Origin of the sequence: Methanoculleus chikugoensis (assembly GCF_900095385.1) — an archaeon.
GTDB lineage: Archaea > Halobacteriota > Methanomicrobia > Methanomicrobiales > Methanoculleaceae > Methanoculleus > Methanoculleus chikugoensis_A.
The window spans coordinates 19,865-41,691 of the sequence record NZ_FMID01000047.1 but is presented as its reverse complement, the minus strand read 5'-3'; the positions used below and the strand labels follow the sequence as shown (position 1 = coordinate 41,691).

Here is a 21,827-nt window from a genome sequence, read left to right as displayed (position 1 = left end):
CAGAATGCCGGAACCGATCCCCGGATACCAACATTACGGGGCGGAAACTTCAATAAAACATCATATAACCGCCCTTTGGGTGACATCGCCGGCTGTAAGGCGCTGAAAAGTGATGTGAGACGAGGGCCCATGATGCAAAAACCTCTATCGGGAACCCTCGACCACCGGGAGTTTCTCCGGGTTAAGAATCGGAATGACGGGAGCCCGGGAGAAAACACTCCGGGATCACCCCCCGGCCAACATACCCGATCGCCACGAGTTCGAGCAGGTGGAGGTCGAGCCCGGCCGGTGCGATATCCGTGACCATGGGAAAGCGGTGTATCGATCGCGGGAGACCGCACGTGAAGACCTGTGAAGGGTGTTATGCAAGAATGGTCCGGGAGTGGAACGGGCGGGCGGGGGTGATGTGATCTCTCTCCTCTTAATGGAGGGGCTGCGGGATTTGTGAGCTGTGAATCGCAGAAAGGTGCCGCCTCAGGGCAGATCAAAGCCCGAAAATTATCTGATCGTAAAACAGTGCCATATTATCCGCCGTTGAGAATGGTAACGCTTTTGCTTGAATCTCATGTATCACTTATACTGGATATACCGTGTTCTTCTCGTGTGAAGGGCGGTGTCTGTGGGTGCTGTTACATGGAACCGGGAGAGAAGATCTCAAAAATTGTGCCTGATACCACCGTTACCGGCCCATTCTCCCCGGGACCAATCGAGGCCCGGGTGGGAACCCCTGGTCCGGGTTGAGCGCTATCACATCAGGGCGAATGCGATACTGGAGGCATCGAAGGAATGGATCTGAGCGGATTGCAAGGACTCATCGCAAAAGGTGAACGGCTCGATGTGGAGTTCAAATCAGATAGGCGGGCGTTTTCAGACAAAGAAATTTATGAAGAAGTCGTTGCCATGGCAAACACCGACGGGGGCACCATCCTCATCGGTGTCGAGGATGACGGGCGGGTGACCGGCGCACATCACCGGCATGGCAGGGTTACCGATCCGATGAAGGTAAGGTCTGCGATCTTCCACAATACGGTTCCGAACATCCTCGCGCGTGTTTCGGTCGCCGATCACTCAAATGGCGAAGTCATTGTCATTGAGGTCGAGCCGTACCCGGAGGTCTGTGCGACCGCACAGGGGAAAGCGCTCCGGCGGGTCATCGGAGGGGATGGGAAACCTGCATCGGCTCCCTTTTATCCCCGGGATCAGCGGTCACGCCGGATCGATCTCGGGCTGTTTGATTTTACGGCTCAACCTCTGGGGCATCTCTCCTTTGAGTGTCTCGACCCTCTTGAGTTTGAGCGCCTGCGGCAGACGGTGACCCAACCCGGAGGTGATCGAAGCCTTCTCGATCTTCCAAATGAGGAACTCGCAAAAGCCCTGCGGCTAGTGGAGACGAAGAACGGCCAATTAGTGCCGACGATTGCCGGACTGCTTCTGCTTGGGAGGGAGTCGGTTCTCCGCGAACAACTCCCAACCCACGAGGTCCACTTTCAGGTGCTTGATGATCAGGGCAACGTGCGGGTCAACGACACGTTTCATTTTCCGCTCATCCGAATAATACAGGAGGTCGGGTCACGGTTTTTAGCCAGGAATGAAGAGCGAGAAGTCCTTGTCGGACTGTTCAGGGTACCGATCCCGGACTATTCGCTTGAGGCTTTCCGCGAGGCAGTCAATAATGCGGTGCTTCATCGGGATTATTCCCGGCCGGATGCCGTGTATATCCAGTGGCACCACGACCACCTCTACATCACCAACCCCGGTGGGTTCCTAGAAGGGATTACGGCGGACAACATTCTTGTCCACGAACCGAAACCCAGGAATCCCCGTCTCGCAGAGGCGTTTAAGCGGGTAGGCATCACCGAGCAGACCGGTCGTGGTGTCGATAAGATCTACATGGGACAACTCAGGTACGGGCGACCTCCACCGGATTATCATGCCAGTGATGGTGCGACGGTCAGGGTCGAACTGCCGGGAGGAGAGTCGTCCCTGAATTTCGCGGCATTTGTCTTCGAGCAGGACCGAGACGGCAAGTCGCTCTCGCTTGACGAATTGCTCATCATGAATGCGCTATTCTTTGACCGGCGCATCACGGCCCGTGCCGCCGCAGGCCTGATTCAGAAGAACCAGACAGCGGCCCGACGCGTGCTGGAGCGGTTGCATGAGCGTGGCCTCGTGGAGGGGCGGGGGGAAGGCCGGGGACGCGTCTACCACCTTTCCACATCAGTGTACCGGCGGTTCCATATGGAGGCTGAATACGTCAGGGCTAAAGGATTCGAGCCTCTCCAGCAGGAACAGATGGTTATCGGGTACGTTCGGGAGCACGGGTCGATCCGGCGATCGGAAGCTGCTGACCTCTGCCGCATCAGTGGACCGCAGGCAACCCGTCTGCTTCGCCGGATTGCCGGGAAGTATCCCCGGTTTGAGCAGATCGGAGTACGACGAGGAACTCGCTATGTCTGGAGAGAACCTGAGGTATGAACGTGTGTACATAGTTATGAACGCGTTCATAACGATGAAGTGACATTATGAACGCGTTCATATCGCGTTCATATCTGCACTTTTATCTCGCGGGGTTGAAGTGGCGAAGCGGAGGAACCTCAGTCTGGCTGGATGACGACCCGACGAGTGACGGCAATGACAGCGATTTTCAGCAGAATGATGGCAACTGCGGTCAACCCCGCCGACTACATCCCTCTCCCGGCGGCAAAGGACGAGCCCTGCCACCTCTGCGGCCGCCGGCCGACATCATCGGTGAGGCGGGGCGGTGGAGGGGTCTACCTCTGCTACGACTGTCTTATCACGGCAAAGCGGCCGGCAAAGGTGCAGTCGCTCCCCGGGGTCCTCGACCACCGGACGTTTACCCGGACGAAGGTTGAACTCGGCCGGTGCGACGTCTACGGGATGGGAAAGGCGGTGTATCGGTTGCAGGAGGCGGATATCTGCGAAGGATGCTACGCCTGGTTGGTCCGGGAGTGGAACGCGATGGAGGAGTGCGACGAACTCGTGGCGTTGCAATCCTCCACGAACCAGAGTATCCCCTCAACACCGGATATCAGACACCCCGGGGACAGAGGATGTCCCGGAGGCTGGCATATCGTTGCTCCAGAACCTTTTTCACCCATTGGTTCAAATATGAACCATGTGGAACAGAATGTGTCCATTCAGATCGTTGCTCTCCTGCTCAGGAGCGACTCTCATCCCCGCAAACTTGCACAGGATCTGGGCCTCTCGCATACCACTGTGCTCCGGAAACTCAAGGGCCTATTAGATGGAAATATCGTCGACTTCAGGATGGAGGGGAAGAACAAGACCTATTTCCTGAAGAAAACCCTTGAAGCACGGGTGCACGTCTATGTGGCAGAATGGTACGCTCTCGAAAACCTGATACAGGAGGCCCCACATCTGCGATCCATCATCAAGGCGGTTCAGGAGCGAGAGGATTTCCCGCTCGCCGTAATCTTCGGCAGTTATGCGAAGGGGACCGCAGATAAAAAGAGCGATATCGATCTCTATATCGAGACGGAGGATAGGGAGACGAAACGGGATCTGGAGCGGTGCCATTCAAAGCTCAGCGTGAAGATCGGGCTCTGGGACCCGGAGAATCTATTGATCCAGGAGATCGTAAAGAACCATGTCATCGTGAAAGGAGTCGAGCGATTTTATGAGAAAACAGGGTTTTTTGAATAAACTCCATCATGAGGGAAAGATCCAGATTGTTGAGCCCAGCGTTCAGGTCCAGGAGGCATACCGGAAAAAGTCGGAAAGTTACCTCGCCTCGGCAAAGATCCTGTTCGAGAACGGGCGGCTTGAGGAGACCGTATCGATGGCATACTATAGCATGTACTACATGGTGCTGGCCCTCCTCTTTGCGACGGGCATAAAATGCGAGAACCACTCCGGCGCAATAATCCTCCTTGAGAACCTATATGGTATCGACAACACCCGGATTGCTGCCGCCAAACGAGAACGCATCGATAAACAGTACTACGTAGATTTCGCGATCACGGTAGAAGATGTCCGCGACTCCATAGAAGAGACGGAAGCGTTCTATGCAGACCTGCTCGATTACATGGAGCGGTTGCACCAGGGAGATATCTCACGCCTCAGGGAGGAAGCAGCGCGGCTCCTGGAAGGGTCACCGGGATGAGAGTAACAGGCTATTTTCTGCGCCCGGCATAACCCTTATAGTCAGACATTTTCTCTTCCCCTACGCCTATGTGGCAGGCTATACCACCACCGGAGCAAACACGCTCCCCTCCGGGATAGAGAGCCCCTGGAGCGCCGTGGTCGCCCATTACGCCTTCCCACCCGGAGGCCTCTTCTCCGTCCGCCCTCCTCGTAGTGCTCACCTACGCCCGCTCCATCCCGGGGATGTCGGCAAGCCCCGGGATCATCCCTGACATGCGCTACCTCTCTCCGGCCTACCTCCCCATGCTCGTCATCGGCGTCTACGCCCTGAAACACGCCGGTCTCGACGGTGACAGGGTGAAAGAGGCGCTCCGGACCCTCTTCTGGCTCGCGGTCATCGAACTCCCGCTCATCTTCGTCGTCCTCCAGGTCATCGCCGGCCGGAGCCCCGGCGGGCAGGTCACGTTCGTCACGACCCTCACCTGCATCTTCCTCGCCGGAGCCGCGGTGCTGTATATCGCCGTCCTCGCCAAACGCGCCTCCCCCCGCCTCCTCGCCTATGCCGTCCCGGTGCTGATGCTCTTCCCGCTTGCCTGGGAACTCGTCGTCGACTTCCGGTTCGCAACGGGTTGCTGGGAGGGCTATCACTTCTGGATACCGGTGGTGCAGTATATTTGGTACATCCAGTACGCGGTCTTCCCGCTGTGAGGGAGAGGGGCCGACAAAGAACGAAACAGCGCCGCCCTCCTTCATCGTCAGGACGGGCGGGAGACGTTCACGGTTCTGCAAGCCCCAGGCGAGCAGACGTGGCTCCTCCGTAACCCTTCGCCCCGAGGCGGACTCTCTCTTTCTCCCGGAGAAGCCTCCTGCCGTCAGTGTGGTGGAACAGAGGAACTCCGATACATACCGCTACCTTAGGAAAGTATACCCTCGACACATCAGGTTCTCCTGGGATGTGATCTGGATGAAATGCCGCATCATTCAGGGCGTGGCAGTTCCCCCGAGGTGGTTGAATATAACTCAGGTCATCACCTGAAGGTGCGCCTGAACTCTTCCCCATCAATCCCGGCCTGTTTGAGGATGGCATTCAGGGTGCCTCTCTTCAATTCCTGGTGCAGAGGTACAGAAAAGACTCGCCACCCCTTCTGCACGACAACATGGGACGAGGTCTGCCGTTGCGGAACGAAACCATGCCGGGCAAGGTACTTCACCATCTCTTCCCCGGAGACAACCGGCAGCTTATGCGACATCAGCTACGTCAACCGTCGATATCTCGTGACGGACAGTTGATGCCTGCCGACGCACCTCTTTCCACTGCACCTCAAGAACAAGTTCTATCGCTTCTTTGATGTTGGCAAGTGCTTCTTCCCGTGTCTCGCCCTGGCTGATCGCTCCCGGGATTTCAACGCACTGGACGGTGAACCCGCCCTCTTCCTGCGGTTCGAGCACTACCGTATATTTCATGATTATACCGTTGGTCACGCAAATTATACAAGTTTTTGGGTGGCGGTTCAGGCTCTGCAGTGAGCGACGATCGGGATGAACGGTGTTCCGCCGGTGTTTGATTACACGTCCCTTGGGTTCAGCCTCGTCCTCCGGAACGATCCGTACACCGGAGAGCGGCTGATTCACTCGGGCTGAATAGTTGCACGATAGAGGTAACAGTTGACCCGGGGGGTTAGAAACGCCCATACCACTTGTGCGCTCGCTCGATCGGCATCACGGCGAGAACATGAACCTCCTGCTCTGCCTCATGAATGCGATAGAATGCCGTTATGGTATGGCTTATATGAAGGCGATAAGTGTCCTCCCGTCCCTGAACATACAGACGTTCCTTATCGCTTCCGCCACCGGGGAACGGATCTTCTTGAAGCGTCTTCAGTTTCTCCATGACGATCCGCCGGCTCTTCGGGCGGAAACTCTGGATACTCTCAAGAACCTTGCGGTTAATCAGTATCCGGAACGTCAAAATTCAGCTCCACAAAATCTCCCTCCGCCTCGATACGATCCAAATCCTCGATGAACCGGCGCTTTTTCTCCAGTTCCACCATGTGGGAGAGGAGCTCATCGAACGTCTGTCCCGGGCGCTTGAGATCGGAGATGTCCTCCCATACACCTTCTGAGACCGGTATCCGCTTGGTTGCAACCATGATAATACTGTAAGTGCTGACCATATTTACAATGGTTGGTGAAGACTCTTCCCGCTTGCGTGGGAGGTCGTCATCGACTTCCGGTTCGCGACGAATTGCTGGGAGGGGTATCACTTCTGGATACCGGTGGTGCAGTACATCTGGTACATCAGTACGCGATCTTCCCGCTGTGAGGGGGGAGCGGCCCCTGGTTGACAGACCGGCGAAAGGGTCCGATCGAGCAGGGGGAGCGGGTTTCGCCGCATTCTAGACGAGGCAGAGGAACAGAATCTGCCTGAGCCTGTGCTCGAAGAGGCTCAGTACTTCGCTAAATTTGGTTGAGACCACACTCTGGGAGCCAACCCCTCGACTTCCCTTCGCGTCTTCGCGTGAGGTTTCAGTGTACGACTCAAGAGAGCCTCGCGCGAAGAGCGCGAAGCCGCGAAGCGCGACTGGCCGAAGGGCAGGAGCATGAGCACCGCAAGGTGCGAAGTCCGGTGCCCGGGTGCTGCTGATCCCGTTCGAGGTCGTTAGACGAGGCTGCATTGCTCGATTGCAGATGTCTGAATTAGCGAAGTATTGAGGCTGAGACTCAAGTGACCGAACAAGGGGATGGCCACGATCGAGATCCTCAAATCCGACCGGGATCGGCTGGACGAACTCCGCCACTACCCGGACGAGCCCTACCCGGTCATCGTACGCCGACTCCCGGGTCCGAGCGAGGACTCCGAGCCCCGGGACGCTCGCCGGCGTGACCCCTCAGCCTAATCCATAGCCACGCTTTTATAACTCATAATGACCCATAACTCGTTATGGCCGAAGAGACGACCACGATCGAGATCGCCAGATCCGACCGGGACCGGCTGAACCGCCTGCGCCGCTACCCCAGAGAGCCATACCGGACCATAGTCCGCCGGCTGCTGGACCAGAGCGAAGACCCTGAGCCCCTGAGCCCTGAGACGATCGCCGACATCCAGGCGTCGCTCGATGAGATCAGGCGAGGCGAGTTTGTGACGCACGAGGAGTTGAAGCGGGATCTGGGGATTGAGTGAGATACACGCTCATCTACTCGAAAAGAGCCCAGCGTAAATTAAAGCGTCTCCCAGAGGAGGCTGCCGCCCGGATCGTCAGGGCACTTGAACTGCTGGCTGAAGAAGAATACCCTCACCTGCAGGTGAAGCGCCTGACGAACTTACCGCTATTCTCCCTGCGGGTAGGAACGCACCGGGTCATCCTGGCATTTGAGCACCGCCAACTCGTTATTATGGCGGTCGCTCTCGATCATCGAAAGAACGCCTATGATAACCTGTGAGATACCGCTGATGCTCATGCCCTCGAACCCGTGCCGGAACCCGGACAATCGAGGCCCCTCCACCGGAATAAGAGACCGGCGGCTCTGCCTGTAGAGGCAGACCACCCGGCGCGTTAGAGCGTCTTATCAAGCAGTATCCACGACTCGTTATCACCAGACGTCCCGACGATAACAACCCGCGTCGCGTCCGAGATGCTGGATGTATTGGTCGCCCCGGCCCGGACGTCGAGTTTGAAGTTCTCGTTCCCCTCCCCGACCCCGCCGATCCAGCACCGGATCTCCGCGACCCGGTCCATGTTCATCCCGCCGTGCACCATGAATGTGACGTTATCCCCGGACCGTGTCGCCGTCACCGCGACGGTCTTCGGCTCCTCCGGGAGCCCGATCCCGAAGACCAGCGATGCCACGATTGCCGCGAGGATGACCGCGACCGCCACCATCAGGATCGCGCTCAGCACCTCCGAGACCCCGCCCTCGATATCCGCGCCTGCCATAAATGGAAATATGCCGTTTAACCGGATAAAAGGCTGCTCATTTCGAACCGGACGGCAGGGATGCTTCCCCGTTCGAGAGATGTGCGGAGAACACTCCTTGAGCGGAACAGGGACGGGAGGTGTCCGGGGATACTCACCGGCATCCGGGCGTCGCTCAATGAGATCCGGCGGGGCGCGTTCGTGACCCATGAAGCGCTGAAACGGGATCTGGAGATAGAGTAATCCGGGGTGTCGCTCAGGGCCTATCCCCCGGACCGGTCATTATAACGGTCGGCATGCTCCATCATTCTGCGGGCCATCGCAACCCGTCTCTGCGGCGGCATCCCGGCCCAGGATCATCGAACCGTCACATAGTGGACGTGAGCCCCTGGCACCCTCCTTCCGAATTGGTAAACGCGGCAACCTCATGGTGGAGGGTTCTCGAGGGTGCCTCTTGAACTCAACTCGCTCGGATTCTCCACCCCGGATGAGGGCGAGGAGGCGATCGAGATCCATAGTTACTGTAAACTACTGTGACACAAAAAATGCTACGGTAAACGGGCTACTGTCTCATAGTACGATGATTCGGTATGACACAGTGAACTAACCCGCCCTTACGGATGGGGCTTCCCGGCTATCATCCCCTCTCCCGCCGGGAGCGAATCCACAGGCTCGGCGGCGCTGCTCCGCCGCCTGCAAGTGCAAACCGATACGGATTGCGGCGTTGACGTCCCGATCGCTCCGACCCGGTCCCGGAACTTCACTAATTTCGGCATCTGAAATCGAACAATGCAGCCTCGCATAGCGATCTGAAACGGGATCAGCGGCACCCGGGCACCGGACTTCGCGTCTTCGCGTGAGCTAATGGGTGAAGATAGCGATATAGTCTCACGCGAAGAGCGCGAAGAACGCGAAGGGAGGTCGATGGTTTGACCTCTTCAAGATTACCTCAACCGTTTTACCGAAGTACCGGGTCCAGGCGGGTTTTGGGATTCGAACATCCCGTCTGCCATGGGCCGACTTCCATCTTCGCCCCCGGTCATTGTCTCCCAGAACACGCAGCGATCCCCCGGCACGGGCCGGCTTGCCGGGGGCGCCGTGAACCGAAATGGACGTACCCGTTTTCCCGTCATAGCGAGGAAGAACAGCCTCCTCCGCCCTAAATCATTAAATGGTACCTGTGCATCATAAGGGGTATGAGCCCGGTTGGCGGCGTTGTACGGGGCCTTTCAACCCGGTCCCTGCGGGTGGGACAGAACTCCGGCATTGAACGCCCCGGCCGTGGTGTCGGCACGATGCGGGAGACGGACATTCTCGGCGGAACGGATGATATCCGGGTCCTCCCCTTCGGCAGGGAGTTGCTTTCCGGCGACGATAACCCGCACCAGCGATCCGGCGACCGCAGGCGTATCCCGATATCCCGGAGGTTCGGGTCGGGGAGGATGCGGGCGAGAGTACACACGGTTCGTGATGACCTTTGAGTGACCGACGGTAGATGAGAGAACACGATGCCGGCGATACCATATCCCCAAAAGAGAGGCAAACGCACGCTTATTGCCATAATCATCGTGATAGCAGCCGTGTGTGCCGTTGTGCTGGCATTGCATTTACAGCCGTGGAAACCGGCTCCGTCCGGCCCGCCGGTGCCGGCAATACCGGCTCCCGTGGTGCCGACGGTGACAGAGCCCACCATCATCGTCGCAGCGAGCGACAGCAGTGCGGCATCGAAAGCCGGAGCAGATTATATCTGTGACGGTATCGACGACCAATATGAGATTCAGGCTGCGATCGATGCCCTCCCCGCCCGCGGCGGAACCGTCCAGCTGACGGAAGGGACGTTCAAGTGTTCCGGAAACATCCTGCCCGGATCCTACACGACCCTGAAAGGACAGGGTGATGAGTCTACCCACCTGATATTTACAGATAACGGCCTGATCTGGATGAAAAGCGATTCTATTGCGCTGGAAGGGTTCCGGGCAACCGGCTCCGGCTACTCCGGGAAATCGGCGCACAGGGGTGTGATCTACATCACTGCAAGCCATATGTGGATCAAAGACGTCACGGCCACGGCTGATCGGTCCATCCAGGCCGTTTTTTACGTGCAGTCCATCGAAGGCTATACCAGGGATATCGAGTACATTGCGTTCATCGGCTGTGTGGCCGATAGTCCCGGAACGTACGGATTTCTCCATAGTTCGCAGGATACCGACAATACGGTACACAGATACGTCCAGTATACCGATTGCAGGGCAATCGACTGCGGCCGGCATTCCAGATTCAATAACTGGGTCACAGGATTCGATTTTGCGGAACTCAACGACATCGAGAGCCTGCGGGTGACCCGGTGTATCGCCGAAGGCAACTGGGAATCCGGGTTTCACCTCGAATGGGCACCCAACAAGAACGACGTCGTCTTCACCGACTGCATCAGCAGAAACAACGGCCGGAAACCCTACCCCGACTATTACGACACAAGCGGCGAGTACTACTTCGGTGCCGGCTACTACGCGCCGAAGGGCTCGTACACGTTCAACAACTGCACCGCGGAAGCGAACAGCGCCTACGGGTTCTTCTTCAGCTACCCCGACGGCGTCTACCTGTACGACTGCACGGACTTCGAGACGGGCCGGGGGAAGACCGACTACTCGCAGGTGAAACCGACGTCGTTCTTCATCGTGCAGTCGCTATTGACGAACGCCAACCCCTCGATCGTCATGGAGAACTGTGAAAGCATCGAATCTTTCGGATACGGTCTGCATATTGCGCTGATGGATCACGTACAGATCAACAACTTCCGGTTGACTGATCCGGCCGGGATCGACGGCAAGGGCGCTGTGGTGGGGGGTTCGCCGCGAGGAGCGTTATTTGTGGATTCCAGCATCGACATCCATGCAACGGGGGATCGGGTCTCCACTCTGGTATACGCGATGGGTAACAGGAATGTTATATACTCCGGGCAGATAAATTCAAACGCGGCGCATCCATTTGTTATCGACGGGTACGGGACCAGCAATGTACGGGTACAGAACATGCAGATGTTACCGGTCGGCTCAGCGGGCATAACGTTGACACAGGATGTACCCGAGGGTGCAGTGACGATCGTGAAGTCGTGACACGTGTTCGGCAGACACGAGAATCGCCCGCTGAATATACAGAACATCCGTTTGAGCCGTATCCGCACTCCTCCTCTCCACTCTCCGGCACAAAAGATCTCCGGATTCGATTCGTCCCGATCGCTCCTGTCGTCCGGGATCCGGTTTCAGGGCTTATTCCGCCTCTTCCGACCGACGGCCTTTTCACCGGCCGGGGATAGAGCCGTTCGACACCTGCGGGCACGGTGTCCGGCGACGACGGTTGCGGGAACGTGATCTCCACCGGATCTTTACTCCGATTTAAACGCATGAAATTACTATCGGACTGCACAAAACCATTATCTTGTACACCGGCCGTTCTTCCGAACAGCCATACGGCTGCGTGCGAGTTCGCGTCGTCCACGCCCATAGTTTAAATAGCAAGATAAATAAGTTATTATTATATTAAAGAGTCAATTTAATTTTATTTTAGGTTTATCGCAGTTGTAATCAATCCGATTAAAAATACCACGTATTATATATCTCTAATGAATTTAAATATTTTTATATATTACGATTTTCTGATACTGGGTATCGCCTGAACGAGGTGACTTAGTGATAGTCAAAAGAACAACGAGGCTAATTATTGCAGTGTTTCTGGTATTCGGCATGGTGCCGTTTGTCGGAGCACTTGAGCCCGGCACGGCCACAGTAACCGTGGCTGCAAGTGACAGCACCAGCACAGCGAAGGCTCAGGCCGACTATGTCTGTGACGGATCAAACGATCAGGCGGAGATTCAGAACGCTATCAACGCCCTCCCCGCCAGCGGCGGAACCGTCCGGTTGACGGAAGGGACGTTCAATTGCACCGGAAGTATTCTGCCCAGGGCACATACGACTCTCTCCGGCCAGGGCGACGATAAGACCTCTATTCGGTTCACGAACGACGGGATTCTCCGGGTCGATGCCGAATACGTGACGCTGGAGAACTTCCATGTCAAAGGCACCGGCTACAGCGCATCGCGCGACTTCGGCGTGGTGTACATCCGTGCAGGTCACAACGCTGTCCGGGACGTCACCGGAACTGCCGACCGGACCATCCAGGGGCTCTTCTATGTGCGCTCCGTCGGTCTCGGCAACAAGAACATCGAGGACATCGAGTTCACCCGGGTGGTTGCAGACAGCCCCGGAACCTACGGGTTTCTCCACAGTTCATGGGGCACCAACTACAAGGTGCACAAGAACGTACGGTATACCGACTGCAAGGCAATCGACTGCGGTCGATACAGCGCCTACAACCCCTGGGTTACCGGGTTCGACTTTGCGGAACTCAACGACATCGAGAACCTGCGGGTGACCCGGTGTGTCGCCGAAGGCACGCTTGAGTCCGGGTTCCACTTCGAGTACGGTCCAACCAAGAAGGATATCGTTCTCACCGACTGCATCAGCAGAAACAACGGCCAGAAGCCGTTCCCGAAGACCTACAGCCTGGGCGGCGAGGACTACTTCGGTTCCGGTTACTACGCGCCGAAGGGCTCGTACACGTTCAACAACTGCACCGCAGAAGGGAACAGTGCCTACGGGTTCTTCTTCAGCTACCCCGACGGCGTCTACCTGTACGACTGCACGGACTTCGAGACGGGCCGGGGGAAGACCGACTACTCGGCGGTGAAGCCGACATCGTTCTTCATCGTACAGTCGCAGTTGACGAACGCCAACCCCTCGATCGTCATGGAGAACTGCGCGAGCATCAACTCCCACGGTCGCGGTCTCTACGCAACGCTCGTCGACTACGTCCAGATCAAGAACTTCACGATGACCAACCCAAGAGGCATCGACGGTGTCGGCGCTCTGATAGGAGACCCCGCACTGGGAGTGGGTTTTGTCTCTTCAAACCTCGACATCCATGCCTCAGGGAACAGCGCGTCCAGACTTGTCACGGTGAACAGTGCATCCAATTCGAAATTCACCGGGAGCATTGTATCCGACGTGGCGACGCCGTTCACCGTAGCGGGAGGAGGGACCAACAACGTCGTCGTTGAAGGTATCAAGACGGTTTCGAATACGCTTCCGGTGGGTTCGTCGGGAATCACGACGAGCAGCGTCAACTCAGGGGCGGTCAGGATCACCGACTGTACGGTCGTCAGGCCCGGCAGCGCTCCGCTCCCGACCCCGACCCCGACCCCGACCACCCCGGCTCCCTCCGGGAAGCCGGACCTTGTGGTGACCGACATCGCCTGGACGCCGGCGAAGCCCGCCTCCGGGGATGCGGTGACGCTGAAGGCAACGATCAAGAACCAGGGCGGCGCCCCCACGCCTGCGGGCACCCGGCACGGCGTCCTCTTTACGTTCGATGACGGTGCCGCCGGCCCCGGGGTCTGGTCCGACGCCCACACGGCATCGATCGCCCCCGGCTCCTGGGTCACCGTGACCGCGAACGGCGGCTCGGCCGGTGCAACCTGGACGGCCGTCGAGGGTACGCACACCGTGAAGGCCACCGTCGACGACGTCAACCGGATTGCTGAGTCGAACGATGCCAACAACGTTCGCACCGAGCAGATCGCGGTCTCGAAGGCCGCGTCGGGGTCCACCCCGACCCCCACCCCCACCACGCCGGCCCCCTCCGGGAAGCCGGACCTTGTGGTGACCGACATCTCCTGGACGCCGGCAAACCCGGCCACCGGGGATGCGGTGACGCTGAAGGCCACGATCAAGAACCAGGGCACCGCAGCGACGCCTGCGGGCACCAAGCACGGCGTCCTCTTCACGTTCGATGACGGCGCGGCAGGTCCCGGCGTCTGGTCCGACACCCACGCCACGGCGATCGCTCCCGGTGCGTCAATCATCCTGACCGCGAACGGCGGCTCGGCCGGTGCAACCTGGAAGGCCATTGAGGGCACCCACACCGTGAAGGCCACCGTCGACGACGTCAACCGGATCGCCGAGTCGAACGAGAACAACAACGTCATGAGCAAAGCGATCGTCGTCGGCACCCCCGCCCCCGTCAGGGGCGACCTCAACGGAGACGGCAACGTCGATTGGGTCGACGTGACGATCGCTGCCGAGATGGCGCAGAAAACAACGCCGTCCGACCCGGCTGCCGACGTTAATGGTGACGGCACCGTGGACTGGAAGGATGTTGCCCTGATCGCCGACTTCTTCTTCGGCAGGACCTCTTCTCTCTAAAGCGTCTACCGGGAGGAGCGGTTGATCCCTCCTCTCCTCCGGGTTTTGCCACGGGTGCCGCCCCGTAACACCTGTACAGTACGTGGTCATATTGATTATGGACAGGTTTTTTCACCTGATCCGGGGATGCCCGGATCCGTCGTTAGTAACAGCCTATTCTCTTTTGGGCTACGGAGACACCGCACTTCGCGCCTCTTGCAGAACAGGAGAATGCGTGGACATGCCGACCGTTCTGGATCCTTTTTTGCCGGAATAGGACCCCTCGATATGGCGATACCGGTGCAGGAGAGCCGTCAGGACGGATAATTTGATATACGCGATACATCCATTGGGGGGGTAATGCACGCGTTCCCGAAAAGCCCCATTGAGCTGAAGACCTATCTTGTAGACCCGCTGTACAGGAATACGTTCTTCATCATCATCACATCAATCTCAAGTGCAGGCTTTGGTTTCATCTTCTGGATGCTTGCAGCACGGTTCTACCCGCAAGAAGACGTAGGAGTTGCAACGGCGCTTATCTCATCCATGGGGATGCTGATCCTCTTATCGAAGCTCGGGTTCGATCAATCGATCATACGGTTTTTTCCGACGCGGGATAAATCCAGAGTCCTCGGGACGGCAATAACCGTCACGACACTATTCGGGCTTGTCCTGGGAGTTCTGTTCATAGCTACGGTGGATATCTGGTCGCCCGGGTTGCACCAGGTCAAGGACTATGCGCTCCTCTACATCGCCTTTCTGATAGCCAACTCCGTAACGGCCTTCATCGGTGCAGCATTCATTGCACTGCGGAAATCCGAGTTCTACTTCCTTCAGAGCCTCCTTTTCGGTTCAAGGCTCCTTATCCTCATCCCCCTGGTTTTTCTCGGAGCACTCGGCATCTTCAGTTCGCTGGGTCTCTCGTTCATCATCGCCCTCATAGTTTCGGTCTTCCTGCTCTACAGGTCGGGGATTCGTCTTTCCGGCATTGATCGGGAATTTTTGCTCGATTCGTTTCGTTTCTCTGCAGGGAACTACGTTTCCGGATTGCTCATTGCGGCCCCGAGCACGATCCTCCCGATCCTTGTGTTGAACATTCTCGGTGCAGAACAAGCCGCTCAGTACTTCATTGCGTATGCGATTGTCATGTTCTTATTCCTCATACCCACGTCATTTACGACATCGCTCTTTGTCGAGGGGAGCCACGGCGAAGCACTGAAGAGAAACGTGCTGAAATCGCTCGCCGGAATTTTTGCGCTGCTCGTTCCGGCGGTTGTGGGCCTCTTCGTATTTGGAGAGTATATCCTCGGTTTGATCGGTCCGGATTATGTAGCAGGGCTCGAACTAGTCAAGGTTCTGGCAATTTCAAGTTTTTTCTTCTCGTTTTCAGAAGTATTTATTGCAATCAAGAAAGTCCAGTACGGGCTGAAAAGCCTGATCGCTATCAGCGCCATCATCTTCATCCTGCTTCTGGGATCCAGTTATGCCTTGATGCTGCAGTACGGGATCCTCGGTGTGGGGTATGCATGGATCCTGACATACGCGTCGATCGGCATCGTTGTCGTGCTGTCCATGGCCAGGCGGTACGTTCTGTGATCCGGTAGTGCCCTGCGAACACCCGGTAGTCTGAGACCCCCTCCGGGTGTTCCCGCGCTTGCCTGTCATCCTGTCATTACCCCCACCCCTCCCCGCGAGCCGCCACGGTCCGCGGCATGCAGGCATGAATGACAGTCGGAATAGGGCGTTACCAGAGCTCGATACGGGGAATTTATCAGTTATATGCCGGAGCACTACCTGTGATCCGCTCTCCCGTGCACACCCGGGCGTCAAAGAGCGAACGCCGATCCCCGGATGGAGGAAGCCTCACCCGTTCCGATAGATCTCGCTCTGATCGTTTGAATACACCTTGTTGTTGCGGCGGATCGCGGGATATATCTCTTCGATGCTCCAGTAATCATAATACTCCTCAGGACCGCTTGCGGAGCGCTCGACGACGTTATATGTGCCCAGATAGGTATATGCGCCCCAAACCGGTTTGAAATCTGTTTTTGGCAAAAAGGGAGGGTTCCTCGCGAGGTTGCCGTAGGAAGTCAGTACATTATCTTTCCGTGTTCTATCCGCATAGACGATCGAACCGTCCCTCATGTACTCACCCAGCCAGCGGGCACCAAAAACGTCGTGCTCCGGTATGAACGTTCCATAGAAGACATTTTTCGGTGTATCGCCCCCGTATTTCTTGATCGAATCCTGGCTCAGCGCGATGGATGACGGCTGATCGTTGGCGCACTCGTAGATCCAACCCGTACTGAAGAGGAACAGCAGTGAGAAGAAAACCGAGAGCAGTACCAGCGGCGTCCGTCCCGTGAGCCATCCGCTCCGGAGTTTAGCGATGTATGTTCCCGGTGCTGTAAGTATGCTGATGCCGCCGATAACACAGAGCGGGGCAAGGAAGATGAGCACAATCTGGTAGAGTCTTGAGGTGTTGAGTGTGCTGGAAAAGTTCGGTACGAGGACGCCCGCAACTCCGAAAAGGAGCGCAATAAAAGAAAACGTAACGTATTCCCGTGAAATGTTGGTGTCGGCGCGCCGGGAACAGATGGCGATGAACCCGACGACGATGAGTGCCAGAGTTATGAGGTGGAGGCCCTTGGCGACGGTATGCAGGGGCGATTGAGGAGTACTGATGAGGAGATCCAGCCCTTCGGTCGCCTCGGGGTTCAGCAGGTCGACAACGATCGTACTGCCGATATGATCGATGATCGATACGATTGTATCGAAGGATGTCCCTCCCGCGACGAGCATATACCACCCGAGCGTGAACCCGGTAAAGAAGAGGACGTGGGCGAACGTTACCGTCCTTCCATCGTCTCTCCGGCTCAGGGAGCCTCCGCCTGATGATCTCTCCCCTGCTGCTGTTCGCGAACGGTTGAGCATAGTATCGCCGCGGGTTGCGGCGATCGAGGAGAGCGTTATATAGAGCCAGACCGCGATGAGGGCGAACAGGTAGATATACGATGTTCCATAATGCGAGACAGCCAGAGAGGCACCGAATACAACAAATAACGTGAAATTCGTTGTTCTGGGTATATTCCTCGCGACCATGAGCATGATGAGCAGGACGAGAAAGAGTTCTGCAATCTCCTGACGCGCCAGAGAGGCCATCTCCGCGTAAAATATGATGAACGAGACGAAGAAAAAGCATGCGAGGAAAGCGCTCTTTGCCTCCACCTGCCTTCGGAAAACATGATACAGTCCCAGGGGCACCAGGGCGAACGTAAGCGGATAGACCAGTTTGAACACCCATGTCAGGTCCAGTCCCGTGACATACGAGTAGATCGGAGCCAGCAGGACGACGGAGAGCATTGCGTTCACGTTTCCGGGACTTGTGGAGTCCCAGAATGCGTTGTCCATGACGAGGTTTGCAAGGAACGTCTCATAGTGGATATCATAGCCCCAGAGATACGGGGATACGAGCGACGTGTGAAGCAACAGCGAGACGGAAATGGATAAAACCGCCAGAGGGTATAACGCTTCCGGGATCACCCGGTCGAATCCAACCAGTATAGGGATAACCGCGATGAACGCGATCACCAGCATGAGAACTCCGTTGCTGTGATACTGGTTTACAACATAGGTCCCGATAATTGTCAGTAGCGGCACCAGGTACAGGAGAAGCGCAGGTCTCGAGAGAACCATCTCCGTATCGATATAGCCCGGTTCGACGGGTTCTTTATCTCGGACGAGGCTGAGCAAGAGCAGGATCGATGTCGCGACGTTGATCGTCATCAGGGTTGAACCGGGTGACAGCGGCCGGGAGATCCCAACGAGGGGATAAAGCACGCTCATGAGCAATCCGGTGAACATGAGGATTGCTATACTCAATCCAACTGCGTAGAGAAGCGTTTCGATGGTGCTCAGATGATGTACCCTCATGATTCTGAGGACGATTATGCCCGGAATGAATGAGAAGAAGGCAAATCCCAGGATCGCCTGCAGAACCAGGATATGCGAGTTCGCACTCCCCAAGAGTTGTATAACCAGCAGCCCCAGCTGGAACACCAGGATCGCAATGAAATAACTCCGGATCCTCCAGTCGTTTAGCGTAATGGGGTTTCGGATCTGCATGGCACCATCTATGCGAAACCGGTATGACGGGCACCTGACCCCGAAACCAGCGTCCGGTACAGGTCTTCCAGGTTCCCTCCGATTATTCGCCAGTCATATTTCGCTTCGGCCAGTGCTCGAGCATTATCTCCGATTCTCTTCCGTTCGTCTTTATCTTCGATCAGATACCTGATCCCCGCTATGAACTCTTCGTCGATGTCGTCGACGATGATCGCATGCTCGTGATGTTCGGCATCGATTCCTTCGATTCCTTTCTTCGTGGTCACGATGGGGAGACCGGCGCTCATATAATCGAATATCTTCAGTCTTGTTCCTCCTCCGCTTCTCAGAGGTACGATGGCGATATCGGCGCCGGCAACATTCTGCATATCGCTGATGAATCCAAGCGACCTGACATTTGCTTCTTCAAACTCCGGAACCTGCGTTCCACCGATGACAAATGATACGTCCGGGTTTGTATCGGCAAAACGAGGGGCGATATACGATTGAATAAGATCGAACCCTTCCCGGTTCGGCGGATGCCTGTAGAGGCCGTGGAAGAATACGGCAATATCCGTGGGATGCAGCCCCATCTCTTCGCGAATCCTGGTTCTTGCTTCATCAGATATCCGCGGACAAATGGTGCAGCCCGAAGGAACGACACTGATCGTCCCGTCTTTGAGATGATACCTTCTCCTGAACGTACCTGCATCATTGTCGCTCACGGCGGTGATGTGGTCGACGAGATACTTGCATGAGACCCTCTCCAGTAAATTCGTATAGGCGGGTATGAGTTTCCGCTCCACCAGGGAGTAGTGGTTATGGTTCGCAAAGGTCTGTTGAATGAAATCAGATTCGACATTGTGAGCATCGTAGACTACCGTTATCTTCCTGCGCGTAACGAGACCGAGCAGCCTGGCCGCTAACGCTCCGCTGGGATGGGTGATCTGGATGAGATCGATCTCTTCGTCCCTGATGATCTGTGCCGCCTTACGGATGAAATCGGGATTGATGTCCCTGAATATGGATAGTCTTCTCCGGAGCGCCTCGATATCGTGATAGGTGTATACCTGCGCGACATCGTCATCGCTCTCATCATACAGGTGAGCCGGTTCGAGCACAACGATACGGTTATTTGCGGCCTGGCACTTGACGAGGTTGCAGAACCTGTTCTGGCCCCCGCTCTGGGGTTTTGACAACCCGACGGTTGTCGGGATCGCCAGTATGTTCATAGGCACTTCCGGTATTCCTGTTCGAGTTTTTCCACGACCCGGTCCCATGTCAGATTCTTTCGAACGAACTCCTGTCCTCGCTGAATCATTTTTCTCCCTTCCCCGGGATTTTCAAGGCAGAATGCCATTTTCTCCGCCAGATCCGCACAGTCTCCGTATCGTACCGTCAGGCCGCAGTCGCCTTTCCTGATGAGCTCTCCGCTGCCGTTGCCGTCTGTCACAATCACCGGGGTTCCGCTTATGATCGCCTCGAACGGAACAAGCCCGAATATCTCATACTTTCCCGGATAGACAAGCAGATCGGCATCCTGGTAGGCAAAGCCGACGTCATCGATATACCCGACAAACCGTACCCGATCCTGAATGCCGAGAGCCCGTACTTTCTCCTCGAGTTCCCGTTTGTAACCCCATTCCGGCCCGACAATGACCAGGATGGCGTCTTTTTGTTCCTGCACCAGCCGGTAAAACGCTTCTATCAGAAAATCGATCCCCTTGATTTTATCGATTCTGCCCAGGTATAGAATGAGATTGCTTCCGTTCTCTATTCCGCAAAATTTCCGGAACTCCCCTTTGCTCCTGGCGGTAACGCACCTCTCGAAACTGATGCCGTTGGGAATAACGGCGATCTTATCCTCATGAATGCCCATCAGCATATTCTGTTCCTTTTCCATGCTGTTCATGACGATCAGCCTTGATGCAGCATCTAAAATGGCAGAGCCGAAGATAAAATCAAAGACATTTTTCACCCTTGCCTTACCCAGGGTTTTGTTCTTCGGGAGCGATCCGTGCGGTTGCAGGACGTAGGGAACGCCGTACTCCCTGGCATAATGACTTACCATGGCCGCAAGGAGTGTCCTGTGCTCGTGGATGTGAATTATATCATAATTCTGCAGATCCCGGTGTGCAACGAACGGTAAATAGTACGGGACTATGGGGAGTGCTGCTGTGCCCGGAAAATACTTCCGTAAATTTTCAAAATAGTAAACCTTCATCCCGTCGACATTGAGGGGTCTGTTCGTGGGAAGCCCGGTCGGGTAGGTGCTCCGATTCGTCGTATATACGGTGACGTCGTGGCCTGCTCTCTGGAGACGCTTTGAGATCTCATATGCCGCACGTGCCACACCCCCGGACTCCCAGCTCGGCTTGAAGAACGGTGTCACCTGGAGGATCTTCATACGCGATCACAAACCTGCTGCTTGAGCCGTTGTCTGATTATGCCGGCGTAGTAGTTCCGGCGGAACAAAGGGAGGAGCCGGATCCCGCATTCGGCGAGGGATGCGAGCCCATGCTCTCCGATGCGGTGCGGGCAGGCTGCAGGGGTGCAGGTGAGTGCCTCCTCACCGCCTGTAGTAAGCCGGTGGTTCCGGCTCCGGCTGCCGGCGTCGAAGTGGACCGTCACCGGGTCTCCGGAAATCCGGTCGCTCCGCTGAGGTTCCTCCCGCACCCTCGCAAACGGATTTTTCCCAACATCCTGCAGCCGTACCGACGTCATCCGACAGCCTCTGCAGGGTAGGTACCGCTCAACCGCCGGCACCCTATGTCTGGATGCCGAGGAGGCCTACATTTCGTATCGATCGAGCAAAACTCCAGTAGGTGAGCGTGTCGCCGAATATCACTCCCCCCTTAGGTGTTGAGTTTCATGCTGGCACCTGGAATATATAATACTTTGTTCGGAATATTCAACCATTAATATAGTAACATAGATATGCTCAACTCCCCGCGGGGTTGATTGGCAAACAGGACGGTCTGCGACGGAGACCAGGATCGACCTTTCCTCTTCCCCGATAGGGTGTGCCCCGGTCGAATGCTTACCGCCTTACCCGTATGGGAAGAGTTTCGCAGAAAATCAGCAGCGTTTCTGCAGACACTGCCGGAAATATTGTCGGGATGAAATGGTTCCGCTCTCCCACTCGGGCCTTGACCGGGAAAAGGAGCCGGGCAGGCTTGATGCGTCCGCCCGCTATTACACGAACGCCCCGACGAACCCGCGACGACGCCATGGTGTGGGTCACCCGGCTGAGGAACCGGCGGGACCTTGCGGCGATGTGCCGCCCGGTCGGGCACCCGGTCCTTCTGCAAGAGATTTAACGAAAAAATCGCGGCAGGAATGGTCCGGGGGAGAATATACGCGGCCACCGGCCTCCTCCCCGCCGGCAGGAAGCAGTTTGAAAAAGCTCCCTCCGGATCTCCCTCTGCCCATAAGGATGCATAAGAGA

General features: G+C 56.6%; 20 protein-coding genes. 12 read left to right on the top strand and 8 right to left on the bottom strand.

Features of this window, described 5'->3' with window-relative positions; genetic code table 11:
- Window positions 1–193 precede the first annotated feature (193 nt).
- From L21_RS14175 to L21_RS10115, 5 genes are all read left to right on the top strand, one after another.
- A complete protein-coding gene (locus L21_RS14175) occupies window positions 194–355 on the top strand; it encodes a hypothetical protein (RefSeq protein WP_178377717.1) in 162 nt (53 codons plus the stop codon).
- Between the two features lie 431 nt (window positions 356–786).
- Window positions 787–2,475: an RNA-binding domain-containing protein gene (locus L21_RS10130; RefSeq protein ID WP_074370362.1), complete on the top strand. Its 1,689-nt coding sequence runs from the start codon at window positions 787–789 to the stop codon at window positions 2,473–2,475.
- A 177-nt stretch (window positions 2,476–2,652) separates the two neighbouring features.
- The gene (locus L21_RS10125; protein WP_256713003.1) at window positions 2,653–3,684 is read left to right on the top strand and encodes a nucleotidyltransferase domain-containing protein; all 1,032 of its coding nucleotides are present in this window, start codon (window positions 2,653–2,655) and stop codon (window positions 3,682–3,684) included.
- A complete protein-coding gene (locus L21_RS10120) occupies window positions 3,659–4,144 on the top strand; it encodes a HEPN domain-containing protein (protein WP_074370361.1) in 486 nt (161 codons plus the stop codon). Before L21_RS10125 ends, L21_RS10120 begins: the two co-directional genes overlap by 26 nt.
- A 194-nt stretch (window positions 4,145–4,338) precedes the next feature.
- Window positions 4,339–4,833, top strand: a complete 495-nt coding sequence (locus L21_RS10115) for a hypothetical protein (RefSeq protein WP_074370360.1) — start codon at window positions 4,339–4,341, stop codon at window positions 4,831–4,833.
- A gap of 320 nt (window positions 4,834–5,153) precedes the next feature.
- Here the strand turns inward: L21_RS10115 and L21_RS14610 are convergent, their stop codons facing one another.
- The 3 genes from L21_RS14610 to L21_RS10095 all read right to left on the bottom strand — a co-directional run bounded on the left by L21_RS14610 (window position 5,154) and on the right by L21_RS10095 (window position 6,299).
- Window positions 5,154–5,339, bottom strand: a complete 186-nt coding sequence (locus L21_RS14610) for a type II toxin-antitoxin system HicA family toxin (protein ID WP_218600642.1) — start codon at window positions 5,337–5,339, stop codon at window positions 5,154–5,156.
- A gap of 25 nt (window positions 5,340–5,364) precedes the next feature.
- Window positions 5,365–5,589, bottom strand: coding sequence for a type II toxin-antitoxin system HicB family antitoxin (locus L21_RS10105; protein WP_074370358.1), 225 nt, complete (start codon window positions 5,587–5,589; stop codon window positions 5,365–5,367).
- 482 nt (window positions 5,590–6,071) lie between these two features.
- The gene (locus L21_RS10095) at window positions 6,072–6,299 is read right to left on the bottom strand and encodes a hypothetical protein (protein ID WP_256713000.1); all 228 of its coding nucleotides are present in this window, start codon (window positions 6,297–6,299) and stop codon (window positions 6,072–6,074) included.
- Window positions 6,300–7,066: 767 nt separating this feature from the next.
- Between L21_RS10095 and L21_RS10090 the strand changes: the two genes are divergently transcribed.
- Window positions 7,067–7,306: a hypothetical protein gene (locus L21_RS10090; RefSeq protein ID WP_074370355.1), complete on the top strand. Its 240-nt coding sequence runs from the start codon at window positions 7,067–7,069 to the stop codon at window positions 7,304–7,306.
- Window positions 7,303–7,566, top strand: a complete 264-nt coding sequence (locus L21_RS10085) for a type II toxin-antitoxin system RelE family toxin (RefSeq protein WP_074370354.1) — start codon at window positions 7,303–7,305, stop codon at window positions 7,564–7,566. Before L21_RS10090 ends, L21_RS10085 begins: the two co-directional genes overlap by 4 nt.
- A gap of 113 nt (window positions 7,567–7,679) precedes the next feature.
- On the opposite strand, the gene L21_RS10080 is transcribed toward L21_RS10085, so the two are convergent.
- On the bottom strand, window positions 7,680–8,060 hold the full coding sequence (locus L21_RS10080) for a type IV pilin N-terminal domain-containing protein (protein WP_074370353.1): 381 nt from the start codon (window positions 8,058–8,060) through the stop codon (window positions 7,680–7,682).
- An 81-nt stretch (window positions 8,061–8,141) separates the two neighbouring features.
- On the opposite strand from L21_RS10080, the gene L21_RS14170 reads away from it, so the two are divergent.
- From L21_RS14170 to L21_RS10060, 5 genes are all read left to right on the top strand, one after another.
- A complete protein-coding gene (locus L21_RS14170; protein WP_178377715.1) occupies window positions 8,142–8,282 on the top strand; it encodes a hypothetical protein in 141 nt (46 codons plus the stop codon).
- Between the two features lie 953 nt (window positions 8,283–9,235).
- Entirely contained in the window at window positions 9,236–9,520 is a 285-nt protein-coding gene (locus L21_RS10075) for a hypothetical protein (protein WP_143727272.1), read from the top strand.
- A 195-nt stretch (window positions 9,521–9,715) separates the two neighbouring features.
- Window positions 9,716–11,152: a C10 family peptidase gene (locus tag L21_RS10070; RefSeq protein WP_256712995.1), complete on the top strand. Its 1,437-nt coding sequence runs from the start codon at window positions 9,716–9,718 to the stop codon at window positions 11,150–11,152.
- Between the two features lie 627 nt (window positions 11,153–11,779).
- Window positions 11,780–14,296, top strand: coding sequence for a CARDB domain-containing protein (locus L21_RS10065; protein ID WP_074370350.1), 2,517 nt, complete (start codon window positions 11,780–11,782; stop codon window positions 14,294–14,296).
- Between the two features lie 339 nt (window positions 14,297–14,635).
- Window positions 14,636–15,871: an oligosaccharide flippase family protein gene (locus L21_RS10060; protein ID WP_074370349.1), complete on the top strand. Its 1,236-nt coding sequence runs from the start codon at window positions 14,636–14,638 to the stop codon at window positions 15,869–15,871.
- Between the two features lie 267 nt (window positions 15,872–16,138).
- Here L21_RS10060 and L21_RS10055 read toward each other — a convergent pair whose 3' ends face one another.
- The 4 genes from L21_RS10055 to L21_RS13895 are packed head-to-tail and all read right to left on the bottom strand — an operon-like array spanning window position 16,139 to window position 21,103.
- On the bottom strand, window positions 16,139–18,400 hold the full coding sequence (locus L21_RS10055; protein ID WP_074370348.1) for a DUF2206 domain-containing protein: 2,262 nt from the start codon (window positions 18,398–18,400) through the stop codon (window positions 16,139–16,141).
- A gap of 8 nt (window positions 18,401–18,408) precedes the next feature.
- Window positions 18,409–19,611 carry a glycosyltransferase family 4 protein gene (locus L21_RS10050; RefSeq protein WP_074370347.1) on the bottom strand — a complete coding sequence of 401 codons (1,203 nt, stop codon included), beginning with the start codon at window positions 19,609–19,611 and terminating at the stop codon, window positions 18,409–18,411.
- Complete coding sequence (locus L21_RS10045) at window positions 19,608–20,786, bottom strand: glycosyltransferase family 4 protein (RefSeq protein WP_074370346.1); 1,179 nt, start codon at window positions 20,784–20,786, stop codon at window positions 19,608–19,610. The genes L21_RS10050 and L21_RS10045 overlap by 4 nt, the downstream gene beginning before the upstream one ends.
- On the bottom strand, window positions 20,783–21,103 hold the full coding sequence (locus L21_RS13895; protein WP_143727270.1) for a hypothetical protein: 321 nt from the start codon (window positions 21,101–21,103) through the stop codon (window positions 20,783–20,785). Before L21_RS13895 ends, L21_RS10045 begins: the two co-directional genes overlap by 4 nt.
- Window positions 21,104–21,827 lie beyond the last annotated feature (724 nt).